Annotated in this window: 26 protein-coding genes; 7 read left to right on the top strand and 19 right to left on the bottom strand. The window is 66.8% G+C overall.

Annotated elements, in window-relative coordinates; genetic code table 11:
• Position 1 precedes the first annotated feature (1 nt).
• The 10 genes from OG435_RS18150 to OG435_RS18195 form a co-directional block, all read right to left on the bottom strand.
• A complete protein-coding gene (locus OG435_RS18150) occupies positions 2-304 on the bottom strand; it encodes a hypothetical protein (RefSeq protein WP_266877923.1) in 303 nt (100 codons plus the stop codon).
• Positions 301-906 carry a hypothetical protein gene (locus OG435_RS18155; protein WP_266877925.1) on the bottom strand — a complete coding sequence of 202 codons (606 nt, stop codon included), beginning with the start codon at positions 904-906 and terminating at the stop codon, positions 301-303. Before OG435_RS18155 ends, OG435_RS18150 begins: the two co-directional genes overlap by 4 nt.
• The gene (locus tag OG435_RS18160) at positions 903-1,103 is read right to left on the bottom strand and encodes a hypothetical protein (RefSeq protein WP_266877927.1); all 201 of its coding nucleotides are present in this window, start codon (positions 1,101-1,103) and stop codon (positions 903-905) included. Before OG435_RS18160 ends, OG435_RS18155 begins: the two co-directional genes overlap by 4 nt.
• A gap of 4 nt (positions 1,104-1,107) precedes the next feature.
• Positions 1,108-1,389, bottom strand: coding sequence for a hypothetical protein (locus OG435_RS18165; protein ID WP_266877928.1), 282 nt, complete (start codon positions 1,387-1,389; stop codon positions 1,108-1,110).
• A 140-nt stretch (positions 1,390-1,529) separates the two neighbouring features.
• Positions 1,530-3,686, bottom strand: coding sequence for a cell division protein FtsK (locus OG435_RS18170; RefSeq protein WP_266877929.1), 2,157 nt, complete (start codon positions 3,684-3,686; stop codon positions 1,530-1,532).
• Positions 3,687-3,785: 99 nt separating this feature from the next.
• Positions 3,786-4,043, bottom strand: coding sequence for a hypothetical protein (locus tag OG435_RS18175; protein ID WP_266877931.1), 258 nt, complete (start codon positions 4,041-4,043; stop codon positions 3,786-3,788).
• A gap of 27 nt (positions 4,044-4,070) precedes the next feature.
• Entirely contained in the window at positions 4,071-4,415 is a 345-nt protein-coding gene (locus OG435_RS18180; RefSeq protein ID WP_266877932.1) for an RRQRL motif-containing zinc-binding protein, read from the bottom strand.
• Positions 4,415-5,512, bottom strand: coding sequence for a conjugal transfer protein (locus OG435_RS18185; protein ID WP_266877933.1), 1,098 nt, complete (start codon positions 5,510-5,512; stop codon positions 4,415-4,417). Before OG435_RS18185 ends, OG435_RS18180 begins: the two co-directional genes overlap by 1 nt.
• Entirely contained in the window at positions 5,512-6,159 is a 648-nt protein-coding gene (locus OG435_RS18190) for a GGDEF domain-containing protein (protein ID WP_266877935.1), read from the bottom strand. The genes OG435_RS18185 and OG435_RS18190 overlap by 1 nt, the downstream gene beginning before the upstream one ends.
• Positions 6,156-6,476, bottom strand: coding sequence for a hypothetical protein (locus tag OG435_RS18195; RefSeq protein WP_266877937.1), 321 nt, complete (start codon positions 6,474-6,476; stop codon positions 6,156-6,158). The genes OG435_RS18190 and OG435_RS18195 overlap by 4 nt, the downstream gene beginning before the upstream one ends.
• Before the next feature lie 259 nt (positions 6,477-6,735).
• Between OG435_RS18195 and OG435_RS18200 the strand changes: the two genes are divergently transcribed.
• The 4 genes from OG435_RS18200 to OG435_RS18215 all read left to right on the top strand — a co-directional run bounded on the left by OG435_RS18200 (position 6,736) and on the right by OG435_RS18215 (position 9,794).
• Positions 6,736-7,113, top strand: coding sequence for a winged helix-turn-helix domain-containing protein (locus OG435_RS18200; RefSeq protein WP_266877939.1), 378 nt, complete (start codon positions 6,736-6,738; stop codon positions 7,111-7,113).
• Between the two features lie 247 nt (positions 7,114-7,360).
• Positions 7,361-8,371 (top strand): AAA family ATPase, encoded by a 1,011-nt coding sequence (locus OG435_RS18205; RefSeq protein ID WP_266877941.1) that lies wholly within the window; start codon positions 7,361-7,363, stop codon positions 8,369-8,371.
• A complete protein-coding gene (locus tag OG435_RS18210) occupies positions 8,368-8,955 on the top strand; it encodes a guanylate kinase (RefSeq protein WP_266877943.1) in 588 nt (195 codons plus the stop codon). The genes OG435_RS18205 and OG435_RS18210 overlap by 4 nt, the downstream gene beginning before the upstream one ends.
• On the top strand, positions 8,952-9,794 hold the full coding sequence (locus OG435_RS18215) for an NAD(P)-dependent oxidoreductase (protein ID WP_266877945.1): 843 nt from the start codon (positions 8,952-8,954) through the stop codon (positions 9,792-9,794). Before OG435_RS18210 ends, OG435_RS18215 begins: the two co-directional genes overlap by 4 nt.
• On the opposite strand, the gene OG435_RS18220 is transcribed toward OG435_RS18215, so the two are convergent.
• Positions 9,773-10,495 (bottom strand): HAD family hydrolase, encoded by a 723-nt coding sequence (locus OG435_RS18220; protein WP_266877947.1) that lies wholly within the window; start codon positions 10,493-10,495, stop codon positions 9,773-9,775. The two genes, OG435_RS18215 and OG435_RS18220, sit on opposite strands and share 22 nt — an antisense overlap.
• Positions 10,476-11,438 carry a HEAT repeat domain-containing protein gene (locus tag OG435_RS18225; RefSeq protein ID WP_266877949.1) on the bottom strand — a complete coding sequence of 321 codons (963 nt, stop codon included), beginning with the start codon at positions 11,436-11,438 and terminating at the stop codon, positions 10,476-10,478. The genes OG435_RS18220 and OG435_RS18225 overlap by 20 nt, the downstream gene beginning before the upstream one ends.
• Before the next feature lie 105 nt (positions 11,439-11,543).
• Between OG435_RS18225 and OG435_RS18230 the strand changes: the two genes are divergently transcribed.
• Both OG435_RS18230 and OG435_RS18235 read left to right on the top strand, forming a co-directional pair.
• Positions 11,544-11,855: a hypothetical protein gene (locus OG435_RS18230; protein WP_266877951.1), complete on the top strand. Its 312-nt coding sequence runs from the start codon at positions 11,544-11,546 to the stop codon at positions 11,853-11,855.
• A gap of 667 nt (positions 11,856-12,522) precedes the next feature.
• Complete coding sequence (locus OG435_RS18235) at positions 12,523-12,720, top strand: hypothetical protein (protein WP_266877953.1); 198 nt, start codon at positions 12,523-12,525, stop codon at positions 12,718-12,720.
• Positions 12,721-12,996: 276 nt separating this feature from the next.
• Here OG435_RS18235 and OG435_RS18240 read toward each other — a convergent pair whose 3' ends face one another.
• Positions 12,997-13,551 carry a hypothetical protein gene (locus OG435_RS18240; protein ID WP_266877955.1) on the bottom strand — a complete coding sequence of 185 codons (555 nt, stop codon included), beginning with the start codon at positions 13,549-13,551 and terminating at the stop codon, positions 12,997-12,999.
• Position 13,552: 1 nt separating this feature from the next.
• Positions 13,553-13,996 carry a hypothetical protein gene (locus tag OG435_RS18245; RefSeq protein ID WP_266877957.1) on the bottom strand — a complete coding sequence of 148 codons (444 nt, stop codon included), beginning with the start codon at positions 13,994-13,996 and terminating at the stop codon, positions 13,553-13,555.
• A gap of 172 nt (positions 13,997-14,168) precedes the next feature.
• Here OG435_RS18245 and OG435_RS18250 point away from each other — a divergent pair, with 172 nt between their 5' ends.
• Positions 14,169-15,374 (top strand): ISAs1 family transposase, encoded by a 1,206-nt coding sequence (locus OG435_RS18250; protein WP_266874681.1) that lies wholly within the window; start codon positions 14,169-14,171, stop codon positions 15,372-15,374.
• On the opposite strand, the gene OG435_RS18255 is transcribed toward OG435_RS18250, so the two are convergent.
• From OG435_RS18255 to OG435_RS18275, 5 genes are read right to left on the bottom strand one after another with little or no spacing between them, the layout of a single operon-like run.
• Entirely contained in the window at positions 15,343-17,226 is a 1,884-nt protein-coding gene (locus tag OG435_RS18255; protein WP_266877959.1) for a DUF6571 family protein, read from the bottom strand. The two genes, OG435_RS18250 and OG435_RS18255, sit on opposite strands and share 32 nt — an antisense overlap.
• 16 nt (positions 17,227-17,242) lie before the next feature.
• Positions 17,243-17,668: a hypothetical protein gene (locus OG435_RS18260; RefSeq protein WP_266877961.1), complete on the bottom strand. Its 426-nt coding sequence runs from the start codon at positions 17,666-17,668 to the stop codon at positions 17,243-17,245.
• 54 nt (positions 17,669-17,722) lie between these two features.
• Entirely contained in the window at positions 17,723-18,922 is a 1,200-nt protein-coding gene (mycP, locus tag OG435_RS18265; protein WP_266877962.1) for a type VII secretion-associated serine protease mycosin, read from the bottom strand.
• The gene (locus OG435_RS18270; RefSeq protein WP_266877964.1) at positions 18,923-20,404 is read right to left on the bottom strand and encodes a hypothetical protein; all 1,482 of its coding nucleotides are present in this window, start codon (positions 20,402-20,404) and stop codon (positions 18,923-18,925) included. It abuts the gene before it with no gap.
• Positions 20,404-20,901, bottom strand: a complete 498-nt coding sequence (locus OG435_RS18275) for a hypothetical protein (RefSeq protein ID WP_266877965.1) — start codon at positions 20,899-20,901, stop codon at positions 20,404-20,406. The genes OG435_RS18270 and OG435_RS18275 overlap by 1 nt, the downstream gene beginning before the upstream one ends.
• Positions 20,902-21,014: the final 113 nt, after the last annotated feature.

Raw genomic sequence — 21,014 nt, forward strand, 5'->3', positions numbered from 1 at the left:
TTCAGTGGTGGTGGAGCCAGAGGGTGTATTCCTGGCGGACGTAGCCCCGGGGGTCTGCGGTGCGGGGACCGTCCGCGCGGTCGATCTCGATCAGCCGGAGCGCCGCTTCGGTGGCGCAGGTCGCGGCGTCGCCGCTGACGGGGTCGTCGTCGGTGAGGGCGATGCGGTCCAGCAGTGCGGCCTTGCGGAGCCAGAACTCCCGGACACGGATCCCGCCCCGACAGTCGCGGGCCCCGCGTACGGTCCAGCCGATTTCGCTGATGACGCTCGGCGCGGTGGCGTATGCCGCCTCGGGCCCGGTCACCAGTCCTTCCCCTCGGCCACGGGGAGTTCGGGCAGTCCCGCGCCCGTGATGGCCTGCGGGTTGTAGCCGGGCAGGGTGGAGCGGGTGATGAGGGCGTTGGCGAGTTGCTCGGCGTAGGCGGCGCCGGAGCGGGCGACTTCGATCTGTGCTCCGGCGCGGAGCGCTTCGACGCGTTCGACGTGGGCGTGGTCCTCGCGCCGGCCGAGGGTCTGCCGCTCGTGCGAGACGGTCTCGCGGCGGTCGGTGCGCCAGTAGCGGGCGGCGAGTCCGTAGGCCACGGCGGTGGCCAGTGCCCACAGCAGGATCGGGAGGGAGAGGCCATCGGCGTATCCGGCGACTCCGGCCAGGGCCAGGCCGCCGGATGCGGCGAACGCGGTTCCGGCGATCACGCTGCCCCCGGACTGGTTGCCGGAGGAGAACGCGCCGGCCGCTGCGGCCCCGGCGGCGAGCACGACCATGAGGGCCGCGTTCCCGACGCTGTGTTCGGCGCCGTTGGCGTTCCAGATCCGGCCCAGGATCAGGACCGTGGTCGTGGCGAGGGCGGGGGCTGCCTTGGGGGCGAGGTCGATAGCCCAGTGGCGGTAGGTGATGGGCTCGTTCATCCCTGGCTCCCGAGGTCCGTGACGGCGTTGACGACGGCGGTGGTGAGTTCGTTGATGGGGCTGGAGGCTCCGGTGGAGGCGAGGAAGAAGCCGAACATCATGGCGATGAACGCGGAGCCGTAGCCGAGGGTCTTGGAGCGGAGGAGGAAGTACAGGACCAGGCCGAACAGGAAGACGAGCGAGACGGTGATGGCCATGGGGTTATCCCTTCGGGGCGAACGTCTTGCGGGGGGCGGGGTTGGCGTCGCGGTAGAGGTGCAGCCACAGGTTGTAGAGGTGGCGGCCGGTGCGGATGCGCTTGCCGTGGCCGTCGCAGCGGCGGCAGTGCTTGCCGCGCTTGAGGCGTCCCTTGCGGTCGGTCTTCATCGCGTAACCGAAGCCCTTGCACTTGCGGCAGGTCCCGAACGGGCTGGACGCACACACGCTGACGTAACCGAGAGTGATGACGAGCAGGCAGGCGCTAGCAAGGAGGATGGGGGTCATGGGGTGCCTTCCGGGCGGGGTTTCCGGTGTTTTCGCAGGTCGGCTGCTAGGTGCGAGATCGCTGATGGGGGCCGGTTTGGGGTGCTAGCGGGGGTGCTAGACCTAGCAGCGATGGCCGCTAGGTCTAGCAGCGGTGCGAGTCAGCCCCCGACCCGCTTCCCGTCACGGAGGGTGATGGCTCCCGTGATGTCGGCGCGGGCGATTCCGCGTCGGGTGGTGCCCTTGCCGCCCGTGGTGGAGCCCCAGACGTCCTGGGCGGTGATGCCGTGCGGCTTCAGGTTCGTGGTGACCGTCTCGGCCTTCCAGCCGCTGTAGACCTCGGGGCGGAGCGAGGCGAGGCGGGCGGCGACCTTCTCGTTCCAGACCTTCTCCTCATCGGCCGGCACCACGCGGAGGATGTCGGCGAGGAGGTCGAAGGAGGCTTCCCCGGACTCGGGTTCCTGGCCGATGGCGTGGCCGGTGACGTTGCCGTACTCCTCGCGCATCCGGCGGGCCCGCCCCACGACCTGCTCGGCGGCGACCGCGTCGACGAACGCTGAGGCGACGATGCGCGGGTCATCCCCTTCACCGGCCATCCAGCAGATGCCCCGGTCGGTGCGGGAGAACATCGTGGCCCGGTATCCCGCCTTGTACATCGAGGTGCCCAGCACCATGTCGTTGGCGGGCTGACCCATGACCTTGAGGCAGAACCGCAGCACCGCGTTCGCGGAGATGCCGGTCGGCAGCGACTTCGCGTCGGGGCGCTGGGTACCGAACAGGGTGACCATGCCGAGGGCGGGGCCGCGCTTGCAGAGGTCGGTGCAGATCTCTTCGAGTTCCTTGCCGTACTTCTCGTGCTCGAAGGGGACCTGGCACTCATCGAATCCGGCAACGATCGGGTGCAGGCCCAGGCTCTTGTCGTTGGCCAGCTCGGCGGTCACCTTCGACTCCGGGCAGCGCGAGCGCGGCAGCGACTTGATGACCTTCGCCCTGCGGCGCAGCTCGGCCCGCAGCTCCCGCAGCGATTCGAGGACGTAGAGGATGTCCTCATCCTCATCCCCCGCCCGGTAGCGGTGACAGACCGGCTCCAGCGCGCCGAAGTCACCGGTCCCCTTGAAGTCGAACGCGTAGAGCTGAGCACGCGGGTCCAAAGCGGCGATCAGCAGGAACAGACGCATCAGGAACGTCTTGCCCATACGCGGGATGGAGCCGACCACCACGGAGGCGAACATCAGGGTCACGGCGACATCGGCCATGCGCTGGTTGTTGCCGAAGACGACCGGCTTGAACAGGTCCACCTGCCCGGACTTCAGCAGCGGCCAGGCAGGCTTCTTGGTCTCGTTCATGGGCTTGTCGCCCACCCACAGGACCAGGCGCCCCTCATGCTCCGTGGGGTCGGAGGACGGCCACACGGAGCCGACCTTGCGGCGCAGGCCGGAGGCGAGCGGCTTACGGGCCTCCATGATGTCCTCCGGGGTAACACCCCACGGGAGATCGAGGTCGGCCCGGTAGCCGGGCCCGTCCCGGGTGATCTCCGAGGTGAAGCGCAGGCCGTTCATGTCGCCGCCCTTCTTGATGGCGGCCGACAGCTTCGCGTTGCCGATGTTGTCCAGCGCCCGGAGCACGAGCATCCCGGTGAGCTTCTCCAGCTCCGTCTTCAGCACAGCCGGGCCGATCACCGGCTGATCCTTCGGGGCGCCCCAGAACCCGGCGGTGAGCACTGCGGCCGAGGCGAACACGGCGAGCCAGCCGGGCGCCATGACGTACATGGTCAGTGCGAATCCGGTACCGAAGATGAGCCCCACCACGGTGACCAGGGTCCGCAGGCGTACCCGGCTGTCGCGCTGCCGCGACAGCTTCAGGTACTCGGCGGTGTTCTCCTTGTAGACCTCATACGCCCGCAGCGGGGCCGCCTCGGCATCCCACACCCACGCGTTCGTGTCGCGGACCAGCCGGGCCATGCCACGTGGGGCGAGCAGCCCGAGCTGAAGCGCGTACCAGGGGGTGCGGATCCCGTGGAATGCGGTGGCGTAGAACGCGTTGCTCGTGGCGCGCTGGGTGGTGGAGACGAACCCCGGCTTCGACTTCAGCCAAGAGGGGATGATCGGCAGCCGCTTGTAGGTCGTGATCCCCGGAGACGGCAGGTCCTTCGAGTCGACCGGCCGCGACCGCGGCGACTCCTCCTCATCGTCCTCGTACCGGTCGGCCGGCGGCGCGGGCGGGGCCGGGATGGTGGGGCGCTTGGTGGTGATGTCGAAGACCTCGGCGCCGGGGCGCTCCAGGTCCTCGTTCTGGTCAGTGACATGGACATCAGACACGGTGGGTCTGCTCCCTCATAGCGAGTGGGGTGGAAGGGGGACCCGGACGACGCTTAGACGGCGAGGCGTCCGGGTCCCGCTGAGCAGGGACTTGCGTGGTCAGCCCGTGGTCGTGGCCGTCTTGAGGCAGCGGACGCAGAGGTCACCGGTGTGCGTGTTCGGGCCGATGAAGAGGTGGTGGCCGCAGAAGTAACCGCCGCAGCCGTACTCGTCTCCGCCGGGCATCTCGCCACAGAGGTAGGCGAGTCCACGGTCGATCGACTCCGTGCAGCCCGGCTCTTCGCACACGGCCTGCACGTCGTATCCGGCCTCGATCTGCTCTCCGTCACGATGAACGATGTAGTGGGCATAGCCCATGGCTGGTCTCCAAGGTGAAGTCGCGGATTAGGCGGCGCGCTGTTCTTCGGGGTAGGCGCAGGGCACGCACATGCCGAGCGAGGCCGGGATGACGTATCCGGCGTCGGTGGAGCACTGGGGGCAGGTGCGGCGGGCGAGCATCGCCAGGGCGAGCGCGTCCCACTTGGCCGGGGTCATGGGCCGGACGGGCTTGGCCAGGTCGACGCGGTACAGGTAGGCGGTCAGCGGCTTCCGCCGGTAGCGGGGACGCTCAATCTGGGCTACGACGTCCTGTCCACCGGGGCGCAGGCCGGCCGCGCGGAGTTGACGGCGCGTGGCCAGCCCGTCCGGGGCGAGCCTCCATGAGTAGACAGGTATGCCGGGCCCGGCCATCACGCGGCCGTCGCTTCAGCAGCGGCGGCGCGTTCGGCCTTGAGCGTGTCGCGCAGCAGACGGCCCCTGGCGGACGACGTACGGACCGCCTTACGGATGCCCTCGGCTGTCAGCTCGGCATCAGACCAGTTGGCCGTGACCGACCGGGCCTCATCCAGCAGCTCATCCGAATCGCGCGTCGGTCGGGGCGTACGGGCCGACTTCGGCACCCGACCGGTCGCCCGACGCGGAGCCGACTCCGCAGCGGCGACCGTCTTCACCAGAACCGACTGGGGAGGCTCGACCGGCTCGACTACCGGGACCGGCTCCGGCAGGGCAACCGGCTCGATGACCGGTACCGGGTCGGCCGACTCAAGAGCGGGGAGTTCGGCCGTCGCGGTCGGGGCCTCGGCGGCCGACTTCCGCAGGTCAGACCCCAACCGATTTACGATGAACTCTGGCGTTTCATGCCGGTTTGTGGATGTGGTGAACATGGCGGCCAGGGCATCGTCCGCCCCTCCGGTAAGGCGCTCGCGCTGGACGTCCAGCAGTCGAGCACCCAGCGAGGCGTCCCCCAGGCCGACTTTCCGAGCCAGCCGCCACGACGTCTGGTCGGACCACTTCCGTACCCACGACCACGGGTGGTTCGCAGCGCGGGCCCGGTGGTAGGCCAGGGCCCGAACCACGGTCGCCGCTTTGGCTTCGGCCTCGGCATCACGACCGTCTTGGTGGACGACAATCCGCCGGGCCAGGAACGCCATACCCTCCGCCGCGACGCACATACCCATCGGGGTCACGGCATAGATGACGGTGCGGCCCGGGTCATCGGCGGCCATCGCCGCCATCACCGAAGCGGCGGCCGGCAGGGCCCACAAGCCGATACGGATGATCCCCGGGGAGGACTGTCCGAGCATCGTCAGCCCGAGCAGCACCAGCGCCAGAACGGCGGTCGCACCCTCACCGGCCGCCACCGCACCGAGCGCCGTGCCCGAGCCGTAGGCGCGGCTGATGTTGCTGTAGGTCCCGACCCCACCGGCGACTCCGGTGGCGAGCATGGGCAGGAACGCGGCCGTCAGAACGACCTTCTGCACCGTGGTCAAAGCCTTGCGGGTCGCCATCACGCCGCCACCTCGCTGGCACCCTGACGACCAGCGCGCCGGCCGTTGACCGTCGCCCGTTCCGGGGCGTAGCCGAGGGGGGCCTTCATCCACGGGGCGCCACCGCGCTTGGCCCGGTACATCTGCTCGTCCGCAACCCGCAGCAGCTCGGAGAGGTCTGCCTCATCCGCGCGGGCATTGAAGCAGACCAAGCCGATCGCAGCGCTGACGGTCAGCAAATGACCCCCGACGTCTACCGGCTGCTCCAGCCCTGCGGTGAGGCTGCTGAGGGTCTCGGCGAGCTGGTTCTCGCTGTAGGCGGGAGCCACGGCGGCGAACTCGTCGCCGCCCAAGCGCCCCACGACAGCCGAGTTGTTCACGGCCCAGGCACTCAGACGCTTGCCAACGGCGCGGATGACCGCGTCCCCGGCGGCGTGGCCGTAGGTGTCGTTGATCTGCTTGAACTTGTTGAGGTCGATCAGGCACACAGCCCTCGGCCGGTGCGCCAGCCGACGCTGGGCCACCTCGGTGAAACCGTCCCGGGTCAGCAATCCGGTGAGCGGGTCGCGACGGGCCGCCGCGATCCGGCGCCGCATCCACAGACTGTGAACCGACCAGCCGGACGCCAGCGGAAGCGCTGCGGCCATGGCCGCCATGGTGTGGCTCATGCCGCTTCCCCCATCCAGGAGGAACGGCCGGCGTCACGGGCCGCGCCCCGCAGGAAGGGGACCGTGCGGGTCAGCGCGTCGGCGTAGAGCGCGTCCCACGCAGCGATCTCGTCCCCGCCCTCACCCAGCGCGGCCAGCTCGGCGATGACCTCACGGGCCACGGCCTCACGGGCCGCACGCTCCTGGGCCGTCTCCGGGGTCAGCGGGCCCCGGAACAGGTCCCTGTCCAGCCCCAGAGGCAGTTCATCGAAGCCGAGCGCCAGCTCCTCGAACTCAGCCGGGTTCACGATCTGGTGGTTACCGATGTACGAACGCATGTGGATCTCTCCTGATCAGCGAAGGGAACTGGGTCGGTCACGGTCTTTGGAGAGAGGCGACCGACCTCGGGGGTGAAGCCGCGAACGGGTGGAACGCACCGCCGGGCAGACGGGCGTTGTCGCTCTGGCCCTGAGGCTCCTTGCGGAACCTTGCGGGTTCTGCCTCAGAGTGCACTGTGAGGCAGAGTTGCGCAACCCCCCTCGGAACAAGCGGGGGCGGGTACTGGTCCTCTCTGTGCCGCTTGGGCACTATGAGGCAGTGACAGCGAAGAGACTTGAGGTGCAGATGGTCGAGTGGACCGGCAAGCCCGCCTACCAGCAGGTGGCGGACCAGCTACGTGGGAGGATCGCGGCCGGCGAGTTCGCGGCGTCGGGCAAGCTGCCCTCGCTGGCCGAACTCCAGAAGACGTATGGAGTCACGGTCACCGTGGCCCGGGACGCGATCCGACAGCTCAGGACCGACGGCCTCGCAGTGAGCCACCAGGGCAAGGGTGCGTTCCTGACTGCGGACTCCGTTGAGGCCGCGAAGCTCGCAGACCCCGCCGGCGCCATCACCGAGCTGCGTCAAGAGGTTGCTGGCCTCAGGGGCGAGGTAGCGGAGCTCCGCGAGCGACTCAGCGCGCTCGAAGGGAACTAGGCGTCGTTCTGGGTCGGATTGGGGCTGCCCTCCTGGGGTAGCCCCTCCCTTGCTGCGGCGCATGAGCACCTCCTCGGTCGGTGTGGTTCTAGTTCACCTCCGCAGCGAGGAAATCGGTATCACAAGCGGCTACCTGACAAAGTCTCAGCTGCTTTACACATCCGCTTACACACGTGCTATCACGAAGTTTGCTGTACCTAGCCGGACCGCTACATTGGCGGCTCCAACAGCTATCTAGGAGGGGCAGATGGCTCGCAAGAACCCGGACTGGAATCCTGAACTCCTACGCCAACACCGCGAGAAGTTCGGGCTAACCTTGGAAGACACGGGGGAAAAGCTGCGCGAGATTGCCGAGCGACACGGCTTCAACATCGCGGCCAACTTCCAAACCGTCTGGGGCCACGAACGAGGATCGATATACCCGGGACCGCATTACCGTCGGGCCTATTGCCGCCTCTATCGTCGCAACGAAGCCCAACTGGGCTTCCGTGCAGCCCTCCCCGGAGAGGATGCCCCCGTGGATTCCATCCCGGTGGCCACGACCCGCACCTTGCCTGATCAGTCCGAAGCAGTCAGGCAGGCACTCGGCAGTATCCGCGCCGGCACTGCCGACGTGGACAGTGACGCTCTACGAGACCGGGTGATCGACGCGTGGCGTCGTCGCACGGCAGGCGGCAGCAACGACGGCCCGTCTGTGGTCCTGGTAGGAGGGTTCGCAGGATCCGGCAAATCCGAGTTCGCGAAGTTCCTCGGGGGTGTGACCGGCTGGCCAATCCTCGACAAAGACTCGCTGACGCGCCCACTCGTCGATCAGCTTTTGATCGCACTCGGTGGAGAGGCCCACGACCGAAGCTCGGCACTGTACCGCGAGAAGGTTCGCCCGCTCGAATACCGGTGCCTCATGGAGGCAGCCTGGGATAACGTCGACTGCGGAATCTCAACAATCCTCGACGCGCCGTTCATTGCCGAGTTCGCCCAGGCGGATTGGATGCAGCGATTCCAAAACCGATGCAGGTCCAAGCGGGTATCCGTAGCAACGATATGGGTCGAATGCGACCCAGAGTCCATGCGGGAGTACATCGAGTTCCGGGGCGCTGCCCGTGACGCCTGGAAGATGGAAGCATGGGACGAATACATTTCCACGGTCGATATGGAACTCCGACCTCAGGGACCCCACTTCATAGTCGATAACCGGCTCGGCGCGGCCGTGGCCCTGGTCGATGAAGCCCGGGACGTATTGAGCGGAGCAGACCTGTGACGCAGTCCGGCGTGGTCCTCTACGGGCCGCCCAGCTCCGGGAAGGACACGGTTTCTGCGGAGCTGTCTCGGCTCCGCCCAGAGTACGAGCTGTTCCAGCGTCTCAAGGCTGGCCCCGGCCGGACGACGGGCTACCGGCTCACGACGGCCGAGCACATTGAGCAGCTGGCCCGGGAGGGCGAACTCCTCTACCGGAACTCCAGGTACGACGCTGAGTACGCCATCGACAAGCGTGGGGTGTCTGAGCTCGTGGACTCCGGGTGCATCCCCGTGATGCACATGGGCCAGGTCACCGGTGCCAGGGCAGTCGGAGCATTCCCGATTTCCTGGGTGAAGGTCCTGCTTTGGTGTCCGCGAGATGTCACGGAGGACCGCTGCCAGGGGCGTGGCGACAAGGACGTGGAGACGAGACTCAAGGTCTGGGACGAGACCCGGCGAGATCTCCTTGACCATGCGAGTGAACCGTGGTCGCTCGTGATCGAGACACAGAGCATCGATCCTTCCCAAACTGCGCGCGCTATCGATCGAGCCGTACAGGACTCAACACTCGCCGAAGTACATGACATTGAAAAGTTGGTCGGATGACGACGCTCGGCATTCTGCATCCCGGGAGCATGGGCGCTGCTGTTGCTGCCCAAGCCAAGCGGACAGGTACAGATGTCTTTTGGTGCCCGGAGGGACGCAGCGAGGCCACCCGAGAGAGAGCACATCGGTACGACCTGAGCGAGGTACGCGACCTTGCGGAGATGGCCCAGCGCTGCGAAGTGATTCTCAGTCTGTGCCCGCCGGCCAACGCCGAAGAAGTCGCGACAGCGGTTGCAGCGGAGTCCTTCGCCGGGATCTACGTCGAAGGGAACGCGATCTCACCGGCGCGCATGGAGAGAATCAGCACGGCGCTGGCCTCGCGCGGCGCGACCGTAGTCGACGGCTCGGTCATCGGCTCGCCTCCGTCCGAAGTGAAGTCGCCGCAGCTGTACCTGTCGGGGCCGGATGACGCTGTGGCCGCCGTGGCCCTGCTGTTCGAGGGGACGGCCGTAGTGCCGCACCCCTTGGAGGGCGGTACCGGGAAGGCCTCCGCCCTGAAGCTCTCATACACCAGCTACCAGAAGAGCAGCCGGGTGTTGGCAGCCGTCTCCTACGCCCTCGCCGATGACCACGGGGTGGGTGAGGAACTCCTCGCCATCGCGCAGGGCCGCTCTACGAGCTACCTGGCTGAGACCGCGTATATCCCGAAGGTTGCTGCACGGTCTTGGAGGTGGGCACCGGAGATGCGGGAGGCAGCAGACGCGCTCGATGAGGCAGGCCTACCGAGCGACCTCGCGGCAGCCTCAGCGCTAGTCATGGAGCGCTGGGCAGGTTCACGGGACCAGAAGCTGGACATCGGCGAGGCCCTCGCGAAGCTTCACACCGCACCAGAGGAGTAAGCCGCGGTTTGCTCCAACAGCAAGCCGATTGCCTCTGAGGCAGTCCTCGCCTCCAGGTCGGGGCTGCGGGCCCCTGTCGGCCACTGCCGCCCGGCGGAAATCCATGCCGTCCGCAGCCCTGCCGCGCGACCACCTTCGATGTCTGTCTCAGGGTTGTCGCCCACCATCCAGCCCCCCTTGGCAAGGGTGGTGCCGCAGCGCTCTGCGGCGGCTTGGAAGACGGCCAGGTCGGGTTTCCGCACGCCGACCTCTCCCGACGCGCACACACCGTCGAACAGATCAGCCAGCCCCGCGCCCTCCAGCTTGGCTCGCTGGATGTCCACAGCACCATTAGTCACCACTCCGAGCGTCCAGCCGCTCGCCCGCATCCGAGCGAGGGCACCTGGCAGCCCGGGAAGACAACGTGCTCGGGCGGACATCCCCGAGACGTACTCGCTCCACAAGGATTCAACGGGATCAGCGAGGCTGAGGACCGCCCTGAGCCTCGCTAGGTCCGCCGGGTAGGCCCGTGCATGGAGTGCCTCAACAATCACGTGCTCGGCCTGCACTGGCAGCACGCGAGACTCGCAGAACTCCCGAGCCCACTCCTCAAGGCTGCCTTGCCTGTCGATCAGCGTGTTATCTAGGTCGAAGAGGGCGAGTAGCTGCACGCTGTCTATGGTACAGGGCTTACCGTCCGCCTCATTTCCCTTCTTGCTCAACAGGTAGGAGCCTCCTCATTCCCGGAAAATAGGTTTCCACAAATTCGCGAGCAATTTTCCTTGCCGCATCATGGGGATCATTTGCGCATCTATCTAGGGCGAACTCTCGACGCTTCCTGTGTTCCCTCCTCCCTTCAGCCGACCTCCCCGCGAGAGCGGCATGTAGCGCTTCTCTCCGAACGGTCCAATCCTCCTCATTCACCGCACGACTAACAACAACCCCTCGACTCGTCAAATCCTCGCGCCAGTCACCCGACAAAGCCTCGATTGAAAGTCTCCGGACATTCAGGTCAGGATCGTTGACGGCTCGATCGATTAGAAGATCGCGAGTGAATACGTCACTACCCCACCCCTCGCGAAGCGCATCCAAGGCGGCGTACCGAACAGTCCAGTCCGGGTCGGCGACGGCACACGATCCAATCAATTCTCGCATGAAGTGATCATTTGGCCAGCCTGAATAAAGGGCTTGCAGCGCTTCCTCCCTCATCTCACCATTCGAATCATTCTCGATTCTATCTACAACGGCGCGATAAGTAGTCTCTTCGCGCGGCCATGAATGAACCAGAATGTCGAGAGCGACTTGCCGGACTGTTAATTCGACGTCGACACTCAGCCTCTCTAGGGAAATCTCTCGGAGCCTCTCCGACCTAGGCCGAACTTGACTTAGGGCCGCCAAGGCAGCGGCCCTTACGTATTCGCTCGCATCTGAGCGAGACCGCTCCTCCACGAGTTTTAGGACCTTCGGGTCATGCTCATAGTTCAAGCAAAGACTGGTAACTGCCGCCTCGCGCAAATCTCCGTCCGGGTGAGATGCGGCACGCACAAGTAGATTGAACTCACCCCCGTCAGGTTCTCCAGCCATATCACCTACCAATCGGCGTGAAAGATCTTCCGCCGCCCTTTCATTACGGTCGTTTATTTCCCCCACTTTCGCCAACGCCACGGCGATATCGTCAAGCGCAGGCCCTGTAAGGAGGTCTTGCCGAAGTGCAACAGTTGCGCTAGCGGCACCCGATGTCCCGCCAGCCTGACCCGCCAAAATCCCTGGATGTCGCGAAAGGCGCTGAAGTTCGATGCGAGCTTGATCCCAGAGAGCCTCCAGAGTGCGCCTACGGCCGTCTACCCTATCCAGTTCAACTTCGGCACGAGCCCGATATCTCAGGGCTTCATCGCGCCGATCTTCCGCGCCCGAACCTGCTCGAATATCAATCTGAGAGACCTGTCGCACATCGAGATCAATGATCACATCCCGCAGTGCGCCGATAATTTGAAGCAGCATATTCATGAGCATTTGCGCATCGCTCAAAGCCCATCGGAGATTGTCTGCCAATCGGAGAGCCTTTTCGAGATCCAGCTCTAATTTTAGACTACTTGCATTATCCGCAATAGCGACAGGTGGGATCTCTCTGGCTGGTTCTAGAGTGGCCATTCGAATCGATCGACTATCCGACCGCAGAAGCAACTCGGCTTGAGTGCAGAGTTTCCGATATTGTTCCACCGAAACTCCGCCCGCGCGGCTAGTTATACTCAGGAAGGTTCGCACGAACCGTACTGACGGCATTGATGTCTCGCCTCTGTAGAGGCGATCGAGATGCGACTTTGAATAGTGCATCCTGCTGATCGGCGGTTCATTTCCAGCCCCGCCGGTCTCCTCGGGTTGGTTGGCAAGCCGCTGGAAGCTGTCAGACATGTCGCGTGTGCTGAGGCCAGCCGCTTCAGCCTCCAGCCGGAGAAGTCGACCAAGCGCCGCGCGCGAGCCTCCGTTGTCCATCCCTAGTTGCGGCACTGCCCACGTCCCTCCCTGCGTCCGGCCAGGCACCCGGCGGCTGCCCCATGCGGTCCCTGCCCTGTCCCCTCCTGTCCCTGGGGCAGGGCAGGGACAGGGCCCATGGCCAGGGCAGGTTCTCTAGCTGCCCCACGCTGTCCCCCCTGGCCGCTTGAGAGTTGGGGGCAGACGCCTTCAGCACGATTCTCGCCTGGACCGCCACGCCAGGCATGAGGTTCTGGCGCGTACCTCAAGGAGAAAAGTGCTCGAGTACGTCTTCGACAACGGGTTCGAAACCCTCCCCCTCGACTGCGGGTCTCCCTGGGGGCTCGCAGTCGCAGCCGCCCCAGAGTGCCTCGGCGCTCTAGCTGCCGCGTGCATCATCGCCGGCATCTCGTGGTGCAGGCTCAAGCTGCGCAAGCTCCGGAAGCCGTCAGTGCCTGAACAGGAGCAGAACTAAGCAGGCGGCGAGGTCAGGCGCCCCTACTGCCAAGCCATCAACGTCTCAGTTTTCGTCTCATTCATCGTCGTACGCAGCGGTTCAGGCTCATCCATACCTCTGCGACGGTCACAGCGGTCGGCCGGAGTTGAACGTGCTTGAACACGCCTAGCTCTGACAATGATCACAACGGACAAACCTGCAAAGCGAGTTACGCCGGTTCGATTCCGGTCACGGCTTCTACGACGAAGGCCGCTCAGGACATTCCTGAGCGGCCTTCGTCCTGTCACCCGTCGGTTAGGCGGAGCAGTGCAGCTGCTCCACCGCGAACCGGTGATACGGCCCCATCATCTCCGTGAAATAGGCGCGCGGAGCTTTCGGTTTCCCCACCCCGGACCCACTGGTCAGGACGAGCTCCACTTTGTAGGGGCCCTCGGGGCTCTTGCACGTGAAGGAGATCGCCGCGCCACTGTTCCAGACGATCCCGCTGCTTCCGATCTTGATCCTGTCGGGGTTCGCCTTCTCCCAACTGAACCAATCGAAGTTCTGCTCCACAGAAATCCGCGAGGCACGGGCGCTGAAACGGAGGTCCCCATCGACATACAGGTGACACGAGGTCCCCTTGTTGTTTCGGGGCAGAGCGAACATGGCCGGCGAATCGTCCCGGACCTTGTTTCCGTTGCCGGCCGTCCGGGCCACATCCTTGCCCGCGAAGGCGCCCATACCCCAGCAGACACGGTCCGGCAGCGGTGCCGCCCCCGGCCCGGTCTGGCCTGAGCATGCGGACAGGACCACGACCAGGACCGCGGCGATCGCGCTCGCAGCGAAGCCGGGGAACCACTTGAGCGCCATATCAGGAACCCGCCTTACCGGAAGCCATGAGATTCCGGCCCGTCGAATGCGCGGTCCCGCTCTCCCTCGACGCACCCAGCTTGAGGTCGTCGATGTCCGTGGCCGTCATGTCCGAGCCCCTGGCCGCGTTCGCGACGGCAGCCGCCGCCGCCGCCCTGCTCGCTGCCCCCTCCGCATCCACGTAGTCGGCCATGACCCCCTTCTCGGTCTTGCCCGTCTTCTCCGCCACGTCTTCCTTGGCGCTGTCGACGACCGCCTCGGTGATGTCCTCCTGAAGCCATTCGACGACGTCCCCCGCCAGCGGGACCAGTTCCAGGTACTTGCCACCCGCCATGGTGATACCGCGATTGACCCACTTCGCGCTGTCCTCGACGCCCTTTACGTACTCTTCGTTGGCGTGGGCGGCAGCGCCATAGGTCCCCTGCGCCCTGGCCTCGGAAAGCATGCCCGCGATCTGCAGGGCGGTTGCAAGTTCCGGGGTCGTGCGAGCCGGTCGGTGTTGTGGCGGGTTGGGGTGGTTAGAGGAGCAGGCGCGGGCTTCGTGATCATTTGGGTGTCTACGCCCGTTGATCATGAGGTGGCCCGTGCCTGCTGCCATATCTTCTCCCGTCCCGGCTGTGCTTGTGAGGCTGGGTCCGCTGGACGCTGACCGGGTCGCTGATCTGCGCCCCTACTTCGATGCAGTGCCCGATCCGCGCTCACTGCGGGGCCGCTGGTACTCACTGACCGCGGTCCTGCTGGTGTGTGCCTGCGCGGTCGTCTCGGGAGCCAGGAGCATCGACGAGCTCGCCGAGTGGGGCCAGCGCGCCTCGGACACACTCCTGACAGTGATCGGTATCCGCCGTCACCTGCTCGGATGGCGGCGCGCCCCGTCGCCGGCCACGATCGGTCGCGTGCTGGGGGCTGTCGACGGCGATGTGCTGGACCGGGCGGTGGGCGCCTACCTGGCCGACCGGCACCGTGCTGCCACCGAGCCCACCCGGACACCACCCTCGGCGTCGGAGCGGCTGCGTGTGATCGCTGTCGACGGCAAAGCACTCAAGGGATCAGCCCGTCTCACCGCGAAGCGCCGACACCTGCTCTCCGCGGTCACACACGGCACCGTCGTCACCATCGCCCAGGTGGAGGTCGGCGCGAAGACGAACGAGACCACACACTTCCAACCGCTTCTGACACCGCTGGACCTGGCCGGCACCGTCGTCACCTTCGACGCCCTCCACTCGGTCCGAGCGAACATCACCTGGCTGGTCGAGACCAAGAAGGCCCACTACATCGCCGTGATCAAGACCAACCAGCCGACGGCTCACCGCCAGCTCGCATCCCTGCCGTGGCGGGACATCTCCATCCAGCACACCGCCTCCGCCACCGGGCACGGCAGGCGCGAGTCCCGCTCGGTCAAGACCTGCGCCGTCCCCGACCAACTCGGCGGGATCGCTTTTCCCCACGCCCGCCTGGCCATCCGCATCCACCGGCGCCGCAAGCAGACCGGCCAGCGCGAGACCCGGGAGAGCGTCTACGCCGTCACCAGCCTCGACGCCCACCAAGCCACCCCAGCCGACCTGGCCGCCGCAATCCGCGGGCACTGGGGCATCGAGAACTCCTCGCACCACACCAGGGACGTCACTTTCGCCGAGGACGCCTCCACCGTCCACACCCGAACCGCACCCCGCGCGATGGCAACTCTCCGCAACCTCGCCATCGGCGCCCTGAAAACCCTCGGCGCCGCCAACATCGCCAAGACCACCCGAGCCATCCGCCACGAACCGCAACGAGCACTCGGCATCCTGGGCATCACCCACGATCCGGACACCCACGGAACTTGATCAAGCCCTGCGCGATCTGGCCACCGGGATTGACGGAATTGGCAATCGCCAGATCCAGTTCCGAGTGGTCGGCGCGGTGCGCGATGACGTCACTGACCAAGGCCGTCGTGTGGGTCTGCTGAGCCGTGGTGATCACGCCGTACGCTTCGGGATCCTGAGCCACGACCCCCAGGAATCGCGCCATGTCGGACTTCTTGAAATCGGCCGGCTCGCCGAAGGACTTGATCTCCTGCGTGCCGTTCGCGGCGGTCGCCTGCAAGTCGGGCATGTACTCGGCGGCCATGCGTCCGAAGCTGCCGGACAGACCGCCCAGCGCGGTCGGCTCGTCGGCAGTCGGCTTCGCCACGAGTTCCGGGTTGTCGCTGATCTTCTCGACGACCCGTTCCATGACGTCCGTCATCGGGCCGGTGTGCGGTACGGCCTTCGCGTCCTCGTCGCCCGCAACGCGGCCCGACACCGCCGCTTCCAGGGCTCCACCCAGCGCCTCTTGGGCCGCGTGCGGGTCACCCGCCTTCGCGATGTCGAAGCTGTCCATGTACGGCTTCTTGTCGAGCATGTAGTCGACCATGCCCTGCTCCTTGCCGTGCCGGCCGCCGACCGGCTTGACGTCCTTCGTCACGATGCCGTCGCCGTTGGAGTCCTCGCGGACCGGCTCGTTGAAGAAGGCCGTCGCCGCGTCCGGGTTGTTGCCCAGCGCCTCCATCAGGCCCGTCAGCGGGTAGAAGCCCCGGCCGCCGCCCTCGCCCTGGTTCAGGACCGAGTCCGGGCCGTACGGAGCGTGGTACTCCCAGGCCTTCGGATCCTTGCGGTCCATGGCGACCATGTCGCGGCCGACCGAGGTCAGGAACTCCTTGTGGTACGTGCCCTCGCGGATCAGCGCACCGAGCGCCTGGTAGCCGTAGATCGTCGTCACACCACCGGTGACCTGCATCTCCTTGCGGCCGGCCCGCATCAGCTCGGTCGTCCACGCGGCATCGAGGTGGTTCGGTACGTCCTTGTGCGTGGCCAGGCCGAGCATCGCGCCCATGTCGCTCTGGATGTTCGCGACCATCAGCGCACGGTCCCTGCCCGCGACACCGAGGCTCGTGGCGTCCAGCGACATGGTGGCGTACATGTCCAACGTGCCCTCGGCGCCGATCGTCCGGTAGAAGCCCGTCGCGAACTCCGGGTCCTCGCGATTGTCGTCGAGCAGGTCCTCCAGCTCGCGCAGCGCCTCGGGGTTGCGGGCCGTCCCGCCGTCACCCGTGACCTTCTTCATCAGCGCGGCCGCCCGGTCGACTTGTTCGGCGTCCAGGGTGGAGTACTTCGGTGCGGTGAAGTCGTTGTCGTCCGTGACGTTGGCCTGGAGCGCGCGCACGAGGGAGTCGTCCGCGTCCTGGGCATCCTCGACGGCCCGGTCGACCCGGTCCTGCCACAGGCCCTGGTTCTTGCGGAGCATGGCCTGGTAGTCCGGATCGTGCCGGGCCGCGTAACGGTCCTGCGCGTCGGCGAGCGGGACGGCGGACACCCGCCCGCTCCCGTCTATCCGGAAGCCGGCGGCCGGGGCGTCCGCGACCAGCTTCTTGATCTGCTCCTGGACCGCCTTGAGGGTGGCGTGGCCGTCGGTGAGCAGGAGGTGGATGCCCTTGGCCTGCCGGGCCGCGTCGTCGAACTCCTTGGCCGTCTTGTCGACGAACGGGCGGGCGACACCCGCGGTGACACCGCTCCACTGGGCCTTGTCCGACTTGCCCTTCATCCCACTGCGGGCCGACTCTGCCAGCTCGTCCAGCTTCTTGACCATCGCGGCCCAGTCGGTGATCGCGGTCTGGAGGAGGCCCAGGGGCGCGTTCATGACGTTCTCGTACGTCAGCACGTGTCCGACACCTTCGTCATGTGAGGAGCTCGTCGACCTTGGAAGCCGTGAAATCGGCGTGCAGCTGCTGCTCTTCCTTGCTGTGCGAGGAGAGCGAGTAGTTCAGGCCCTTGGAGATGTTCGCGCAGGCGGCGACGAGGGTCTTGAGCTGGCTCTCCCAGCGGGTGGTGACCTTGAGCAGGGCCGCACCGCTCGCGAAACCCTCGCGCGTGAGCGCGCCGGCCGCCTCGGCGGTGGCGGCGGCCGCGTGCTTGCCGTCGGCGGAGAGCCGGCTGTGGAGCTTGTAGGCCTCGGAGCCGACCTCGCCGATGTGGTCCTGGTTCAGCTCCAGATCGGCACTGCCGCCACCCGGGCCGGGCGCGGCCGGGACGCCGTTAAGCCGCGTGGCGACGTTGGCGGCGGCGGTGCTCCTGGCGGCGGACCATTCCTCGTCGAACGACATGCGGTGGCCTTCCCTCTGGCTGTGTCGGTTCAGGCTTCCGCGCCTTGGCGCGGGTCAGCGGCTCCGGCGCCGGAGGGCCACGGCGGTAACGGCCCCCCCGATGAGCACGCAGGCACCGAGCCCGAGGGCCAGCCAGGGGAGGCTACCGCCGTCCTCTTCCTTTGCCCCGGCCTGGGGCGCGGGGGCCGAGGCCTGGCCGGAGGGGGCGGTGGAGGAGGGCGCCGACGGGGCCTTGGTTCCGGTACCGCCGCCGGCTGCGGCGAGGTCGGGGATCGGGTAGACGTCCGCGGGGCCGGGGTCGCCGGGGTTGGGTACGGCGATGCGGGGGCGGACGACGCCGTAGCCGACGAAGTCACTGCGCTCGGCGCCGTCGACGGGCTTGCCGGCGGTGTTCATCATGACCCGGAGCACCTGGTTGTTGGTCCAGTCGGGGTGGGCGGACCAGATCAGCGCGGCGGAGGCGGAGGCGAGGGCGGTGGCGTTACTTGTGCCGCTGCCCTTGCAGGCTCCAGTCTTGCCAGCACAGGCCGTGACGATGTCAGCGCCAGGTGCTGTCAGATCAACCTGTGGTCCATGCTCCGACTCGGCAGTCGCTTTGCCCCCGGAGTCGACAGCAGCAACGCCCACCACTCCCGGTGTCGCAGCAGGGTAGAGGACGTCGTTGGATCCATCTCCGCGATTGCCCACACCGGCAAAAATCAGCTTTCCCTTGGACAGTGCGTACTTCACAGCATCGAGACGTGCCGGATCCTCTGCACCAGAAGCCAGAGAGATGCTGATGATCTTCGCTTCCGTGTCTGCCGCATATCGAATCGCCGCCGTCCAGGCCGCGTTCTCCACGTCGACACCCTCTGGTACGCGAATCGGAAGGATCTTCGCCCCAGGCGCAAGCCCGAACGCCCCGTCACCGCTCGGATGCTTCCCGGTCCCAGCAATCAGCGCGGCCATCGCCGTGCCGTGCTTATTCGAGTCCGTCCGCTCATCTCCGCTGTACGACGTAGCGAAATCCTTGCCCGGGACGACCTGCCCTTCCAGCTCAGGGATGGGCGCTACACCACCATCGATGACAGCAACGGTGACACCCTTACCGGTGCTGGTCTTCCAGATGTCATCGGCCTTCATCGACGTGAGATGCCACTGCTGGGACCGAATGGTTTCGGCATGTGCCGGAGTCGCTGCGACCCCGGCCAGCACAAAACCGGCCAATGCCGCCGTCGCCCTATACATACGCATCCCGCGCAACGCCCGCTCCACTCAGTCGATCACCGGCGGAACGACACGACCATCGCCCCGCCACGTCTCTTCGTCCTCAGCCAGGTAGTCAGGGCGCTCACCCTGCCGGCCATCGCCACGTCGGCCCGAAGCAGGTGCACCTGCGCCGCCGTGACCCATCGGACCAGCCATCGGGCTCGCACCCGATGCGCCGCGAACCAGCCCGGAACCACCCTGGGTAAAGGGCTGCCCGCCAGCGATTGAGCGACCGCCTACACTTGGCTGGCGTCCACCGACGACGCCACCCGGTTCGGTGGCGAGGCGACGACCGGCCGTGGGGCTGCCGAGACCGCCTTGCACTCCACCACCCCCCATACCCATGCCGCCGCCCATGCCCATGCCACGCCCGGCCGTCTGAGCGCCCTCACCGCCGATGACGGTGCCGCGGGGAATGCTCGCGCCTGGCCCACCGGGCATCACCGGACGACCGCCCGAGATCCCGCTGTCGCGCGGAGGCAGTCCGGCAACACCGCCTAGCCCGCCGCCGCCCTTCCCGCCCGCGCCGGGAATGGTTCCGCCGGGGCCGAAGCTGCCCGGGCCGACACCGCCGATCGGCTTCTGTCCACCACCCCCCGGCGGCAGTGTCACGGGCGGGACGAACCCACCGGGGGTGATTCCCGAACCGCCACCGCCCGGTCCGACCGGCTCCGGGCCTCCGGGGACTCCCGGGGTTGGGGGAAGGGTCGTACTCGGGGCCGGGCCCACGGTGTCAAGATCAGTACCGATGTTGCGGTCCGGTGGCACAGGAACGGGTACAGGAGACGGCTGCGGGCCGGGCGCCGAACCGGAGCCAGGCTGCGAACCGCCAGGACCTGCCGGTGATGGTGCAAACGATGAGCCACCTCCCCCAATTGCCCCCTGCGAAGCACCTCCGCTTGGCCCCTGAGAACCCCCTCCAGCCCGTTCGAGATCCCCATATCCAGCGACCGGTGGTGGAACGAACGGATCCGGAAACTTAGGAAACGTCGGAATCTCCGCCATCTCCATCCCAGTAGCCGAAGCCTCGTACCCCTGCGCCAGCTTCGTCATCTGCTGGATCGCCAACTGCCGGTCGCCGCTCAGCTTCGAGTGGGCCTGCTGGCCGATCTGCTGCGCGTCCGGGTCGTTGTGGTACTCGCGGGCCGCATCGAGGTTGGCGGCCGCCGACGCGTCGTAGCTCGGCATGTTGGCCTTGACCTCGATGACGACCTGGCTGGCCTGCGTCAGCTGCTTGCCGCCCTCGGCGCTGTACTCGCTCAGGCGCAGCGTGGCGTTGCCCGCGCGGCTGACCCAGTCCTGGAAGGCCGTGCCCGATTTACCTTCCCAGCCGGTCACCCGGTGTTCCTTGAGGCTTTCGCCGATCTGCTGGATGATCACCGCGGCATCCGTCAGCTGCGCGCCGCGCAGCTTGAGGGTCTCCGCGTTCGCCGAGGCGAGCATGGCCAGCAGTTCCTGGTGCGTGTGACTCTCGAAGTTCGTCGCCATCAGAAGTCCACCTGAGTTCCTGTCGCCGAACTTCCCTGCGAAGCCGAACTGTGCGGCGGCGGCGGTGCCAACGGGTCCCGTTCCGGGACGTAGTTCGCGTCGGCCTGCTTGCTGATCGCCAGCATCCGCCGCTGTGTGTCCTCGTCCACGCCCGCGAACCCACGGCCGCTCGTCCCGATCGCGATGCTGAGCCCCTCGATCTGGTCCGCCAGCCCCTTGGACAGCGCGAGCAACTGCGTGTGCACGTTCGTGTAAGCCGTGAACAGTCGCTTGGCCTCCGCGAAGCCCTCGCCGAGGGAAGTCTCCGGGAGGGTGCCGTCCGCCAGCTTCTTGTCGCTCGCCGGGGAGTCGTTCAGCTTCTCCAGCAGACCGTCGACCCGCTTCTTGTACTCCGTCAGCGATTCGTATTCGACCTGCAGCGCACCCAGCACCTCCGGCGAGGCCACGCCCACACCGAAGTCCACTCCGAACACGCCCGGCCCATAGTCCACTGCCACGATGGCCTCCCCGACTCCCCGTCGTCCCCGTTCGCACTGCTTCGCGCGCCTTCGCACACGCACGTCGCCAGTGTCCACAAACACTCTATCTAGAGAGTCCGACAGGCCCAAGT

It is taken from the genome of Streptomyces sp. NBC_01264, assembly GCF_026340675.1.
Taxonomy (GTDB): domain Bacteria; phylum Actinomycetota; class Actinomycetes; order Streptomycetales; family Streptomycetaceae; genus Streptomyces.

Excerpts from the sequence above, each read along its gene's own strand:
- OG435_RS18155 (WP_266877925.1), bottom strand. The coding sequence starts at position 906 with ATGAACGAGCCCATCACCTACCGCCACTGGGCTATCGACCTCGCCCCC.
- OG435_RS18160 (WP_266877927.1), bottom strand. The coding sequence starts at position 1,103 with ATGGCCATCACCGTCTCGCTCGTCTTCCTGTTCGGCCTGGTCCTGTAC.
- OG435_RS18165 (WP_266877928.1), bottom strand. The coding sequence starts at position 1,389 with ATGACCCCCATCCTCCTTGCTAGCGCCTGCCTGCTCGTCATCACTCTC.
- OG435_RS18175 (WP_266877931.1), bottom strand. The coding sequence starts at position 4,043 with ATGGGCTATGCCCACTACATCGTTCATCGTGACGGAGAGCAGATCGAG.
- OG435_RS18180 (WP_266877932.1), bottom strand. The coding sequence starts at position 4,415 with ATGGCCGGGCCCGGCATACCTGTCTACTCATGGAGGCTCGCCCCGGAC.
- OG435_RS18185 (WP_266877933.1), bottom strand. The coding sequence starts at position 5,512 with ATGGCGACCCGCAAGGCTTTGACCACGGTGCAGAAGGTCGTTCTGACG.
- OG435_RS18190 (WP_266877935.1), bottom strand. The coding sequence starts at position 6,159 with ATGAGCCACACCATGGCGGCCATGGCCGCAGCGCTTCCGCTGGCGTCC.
- OG435_RS18195 (WP_266877937.1), bottom strand. The coding sequence starts at position 6,476 with ATGCGTTCGTACATCGGTAACCACCAGATCGTGAACCCGGCTGAGTTC.
- OG435_RS18205 (WP_266877941.1), top strand. The coding sequence starts at position 7,361 with ATGGCTCGCAAGAACCCGGACTGGAATCCTGAACTCCTACGCCAACAC.
- OG435_RS18215 (WP_266877945.1), top strand. The coding sequence starts at position 8,952 with ATGACGACGCTCGGCATTCTGCATCCCGGGAGCATGGGCGCTGCTGTT.
- OG435_RS18230 (WP_266877951.1), top strand. The coding sequence starts at position 11,544 with ATGTCGCGAAAGGCGCTGAAGTTCGATGCGAGCTTGATCCCAGAGAGC.
- OG435_RS18240 (WP_266877955.1), bottom strand. The coding sequence starts at position 13,551 with ATGGCGCTCAAGTGGTTCCCCGGCTTCGCTGCGAGCGCGATCGCCGCG.
- OG435_RS18245 (WP_266877957.1), bottom strand. The coding sequence starts at position 13,996 with ATGCTTTCCGAGGCCAGGGCGCAGGGGACCTATGGCGCTGCCGCCCAC.
- OG435_RS18260 (WP_266877961.1), bottom strand. The coding sequence starts at position 17,668 with ATGTCGTTCGACGAGGAATGGTCCGCCGCCAGGAGCACCGCCGCCGCC.
- OG435_RS18270 (WP_266877964.1), bottom strand. The coding sequence starts at position 20,404 with ATGGCGACGAACTTCGAGAGTCACACGCACCAGGAACTGCTGGCCATG.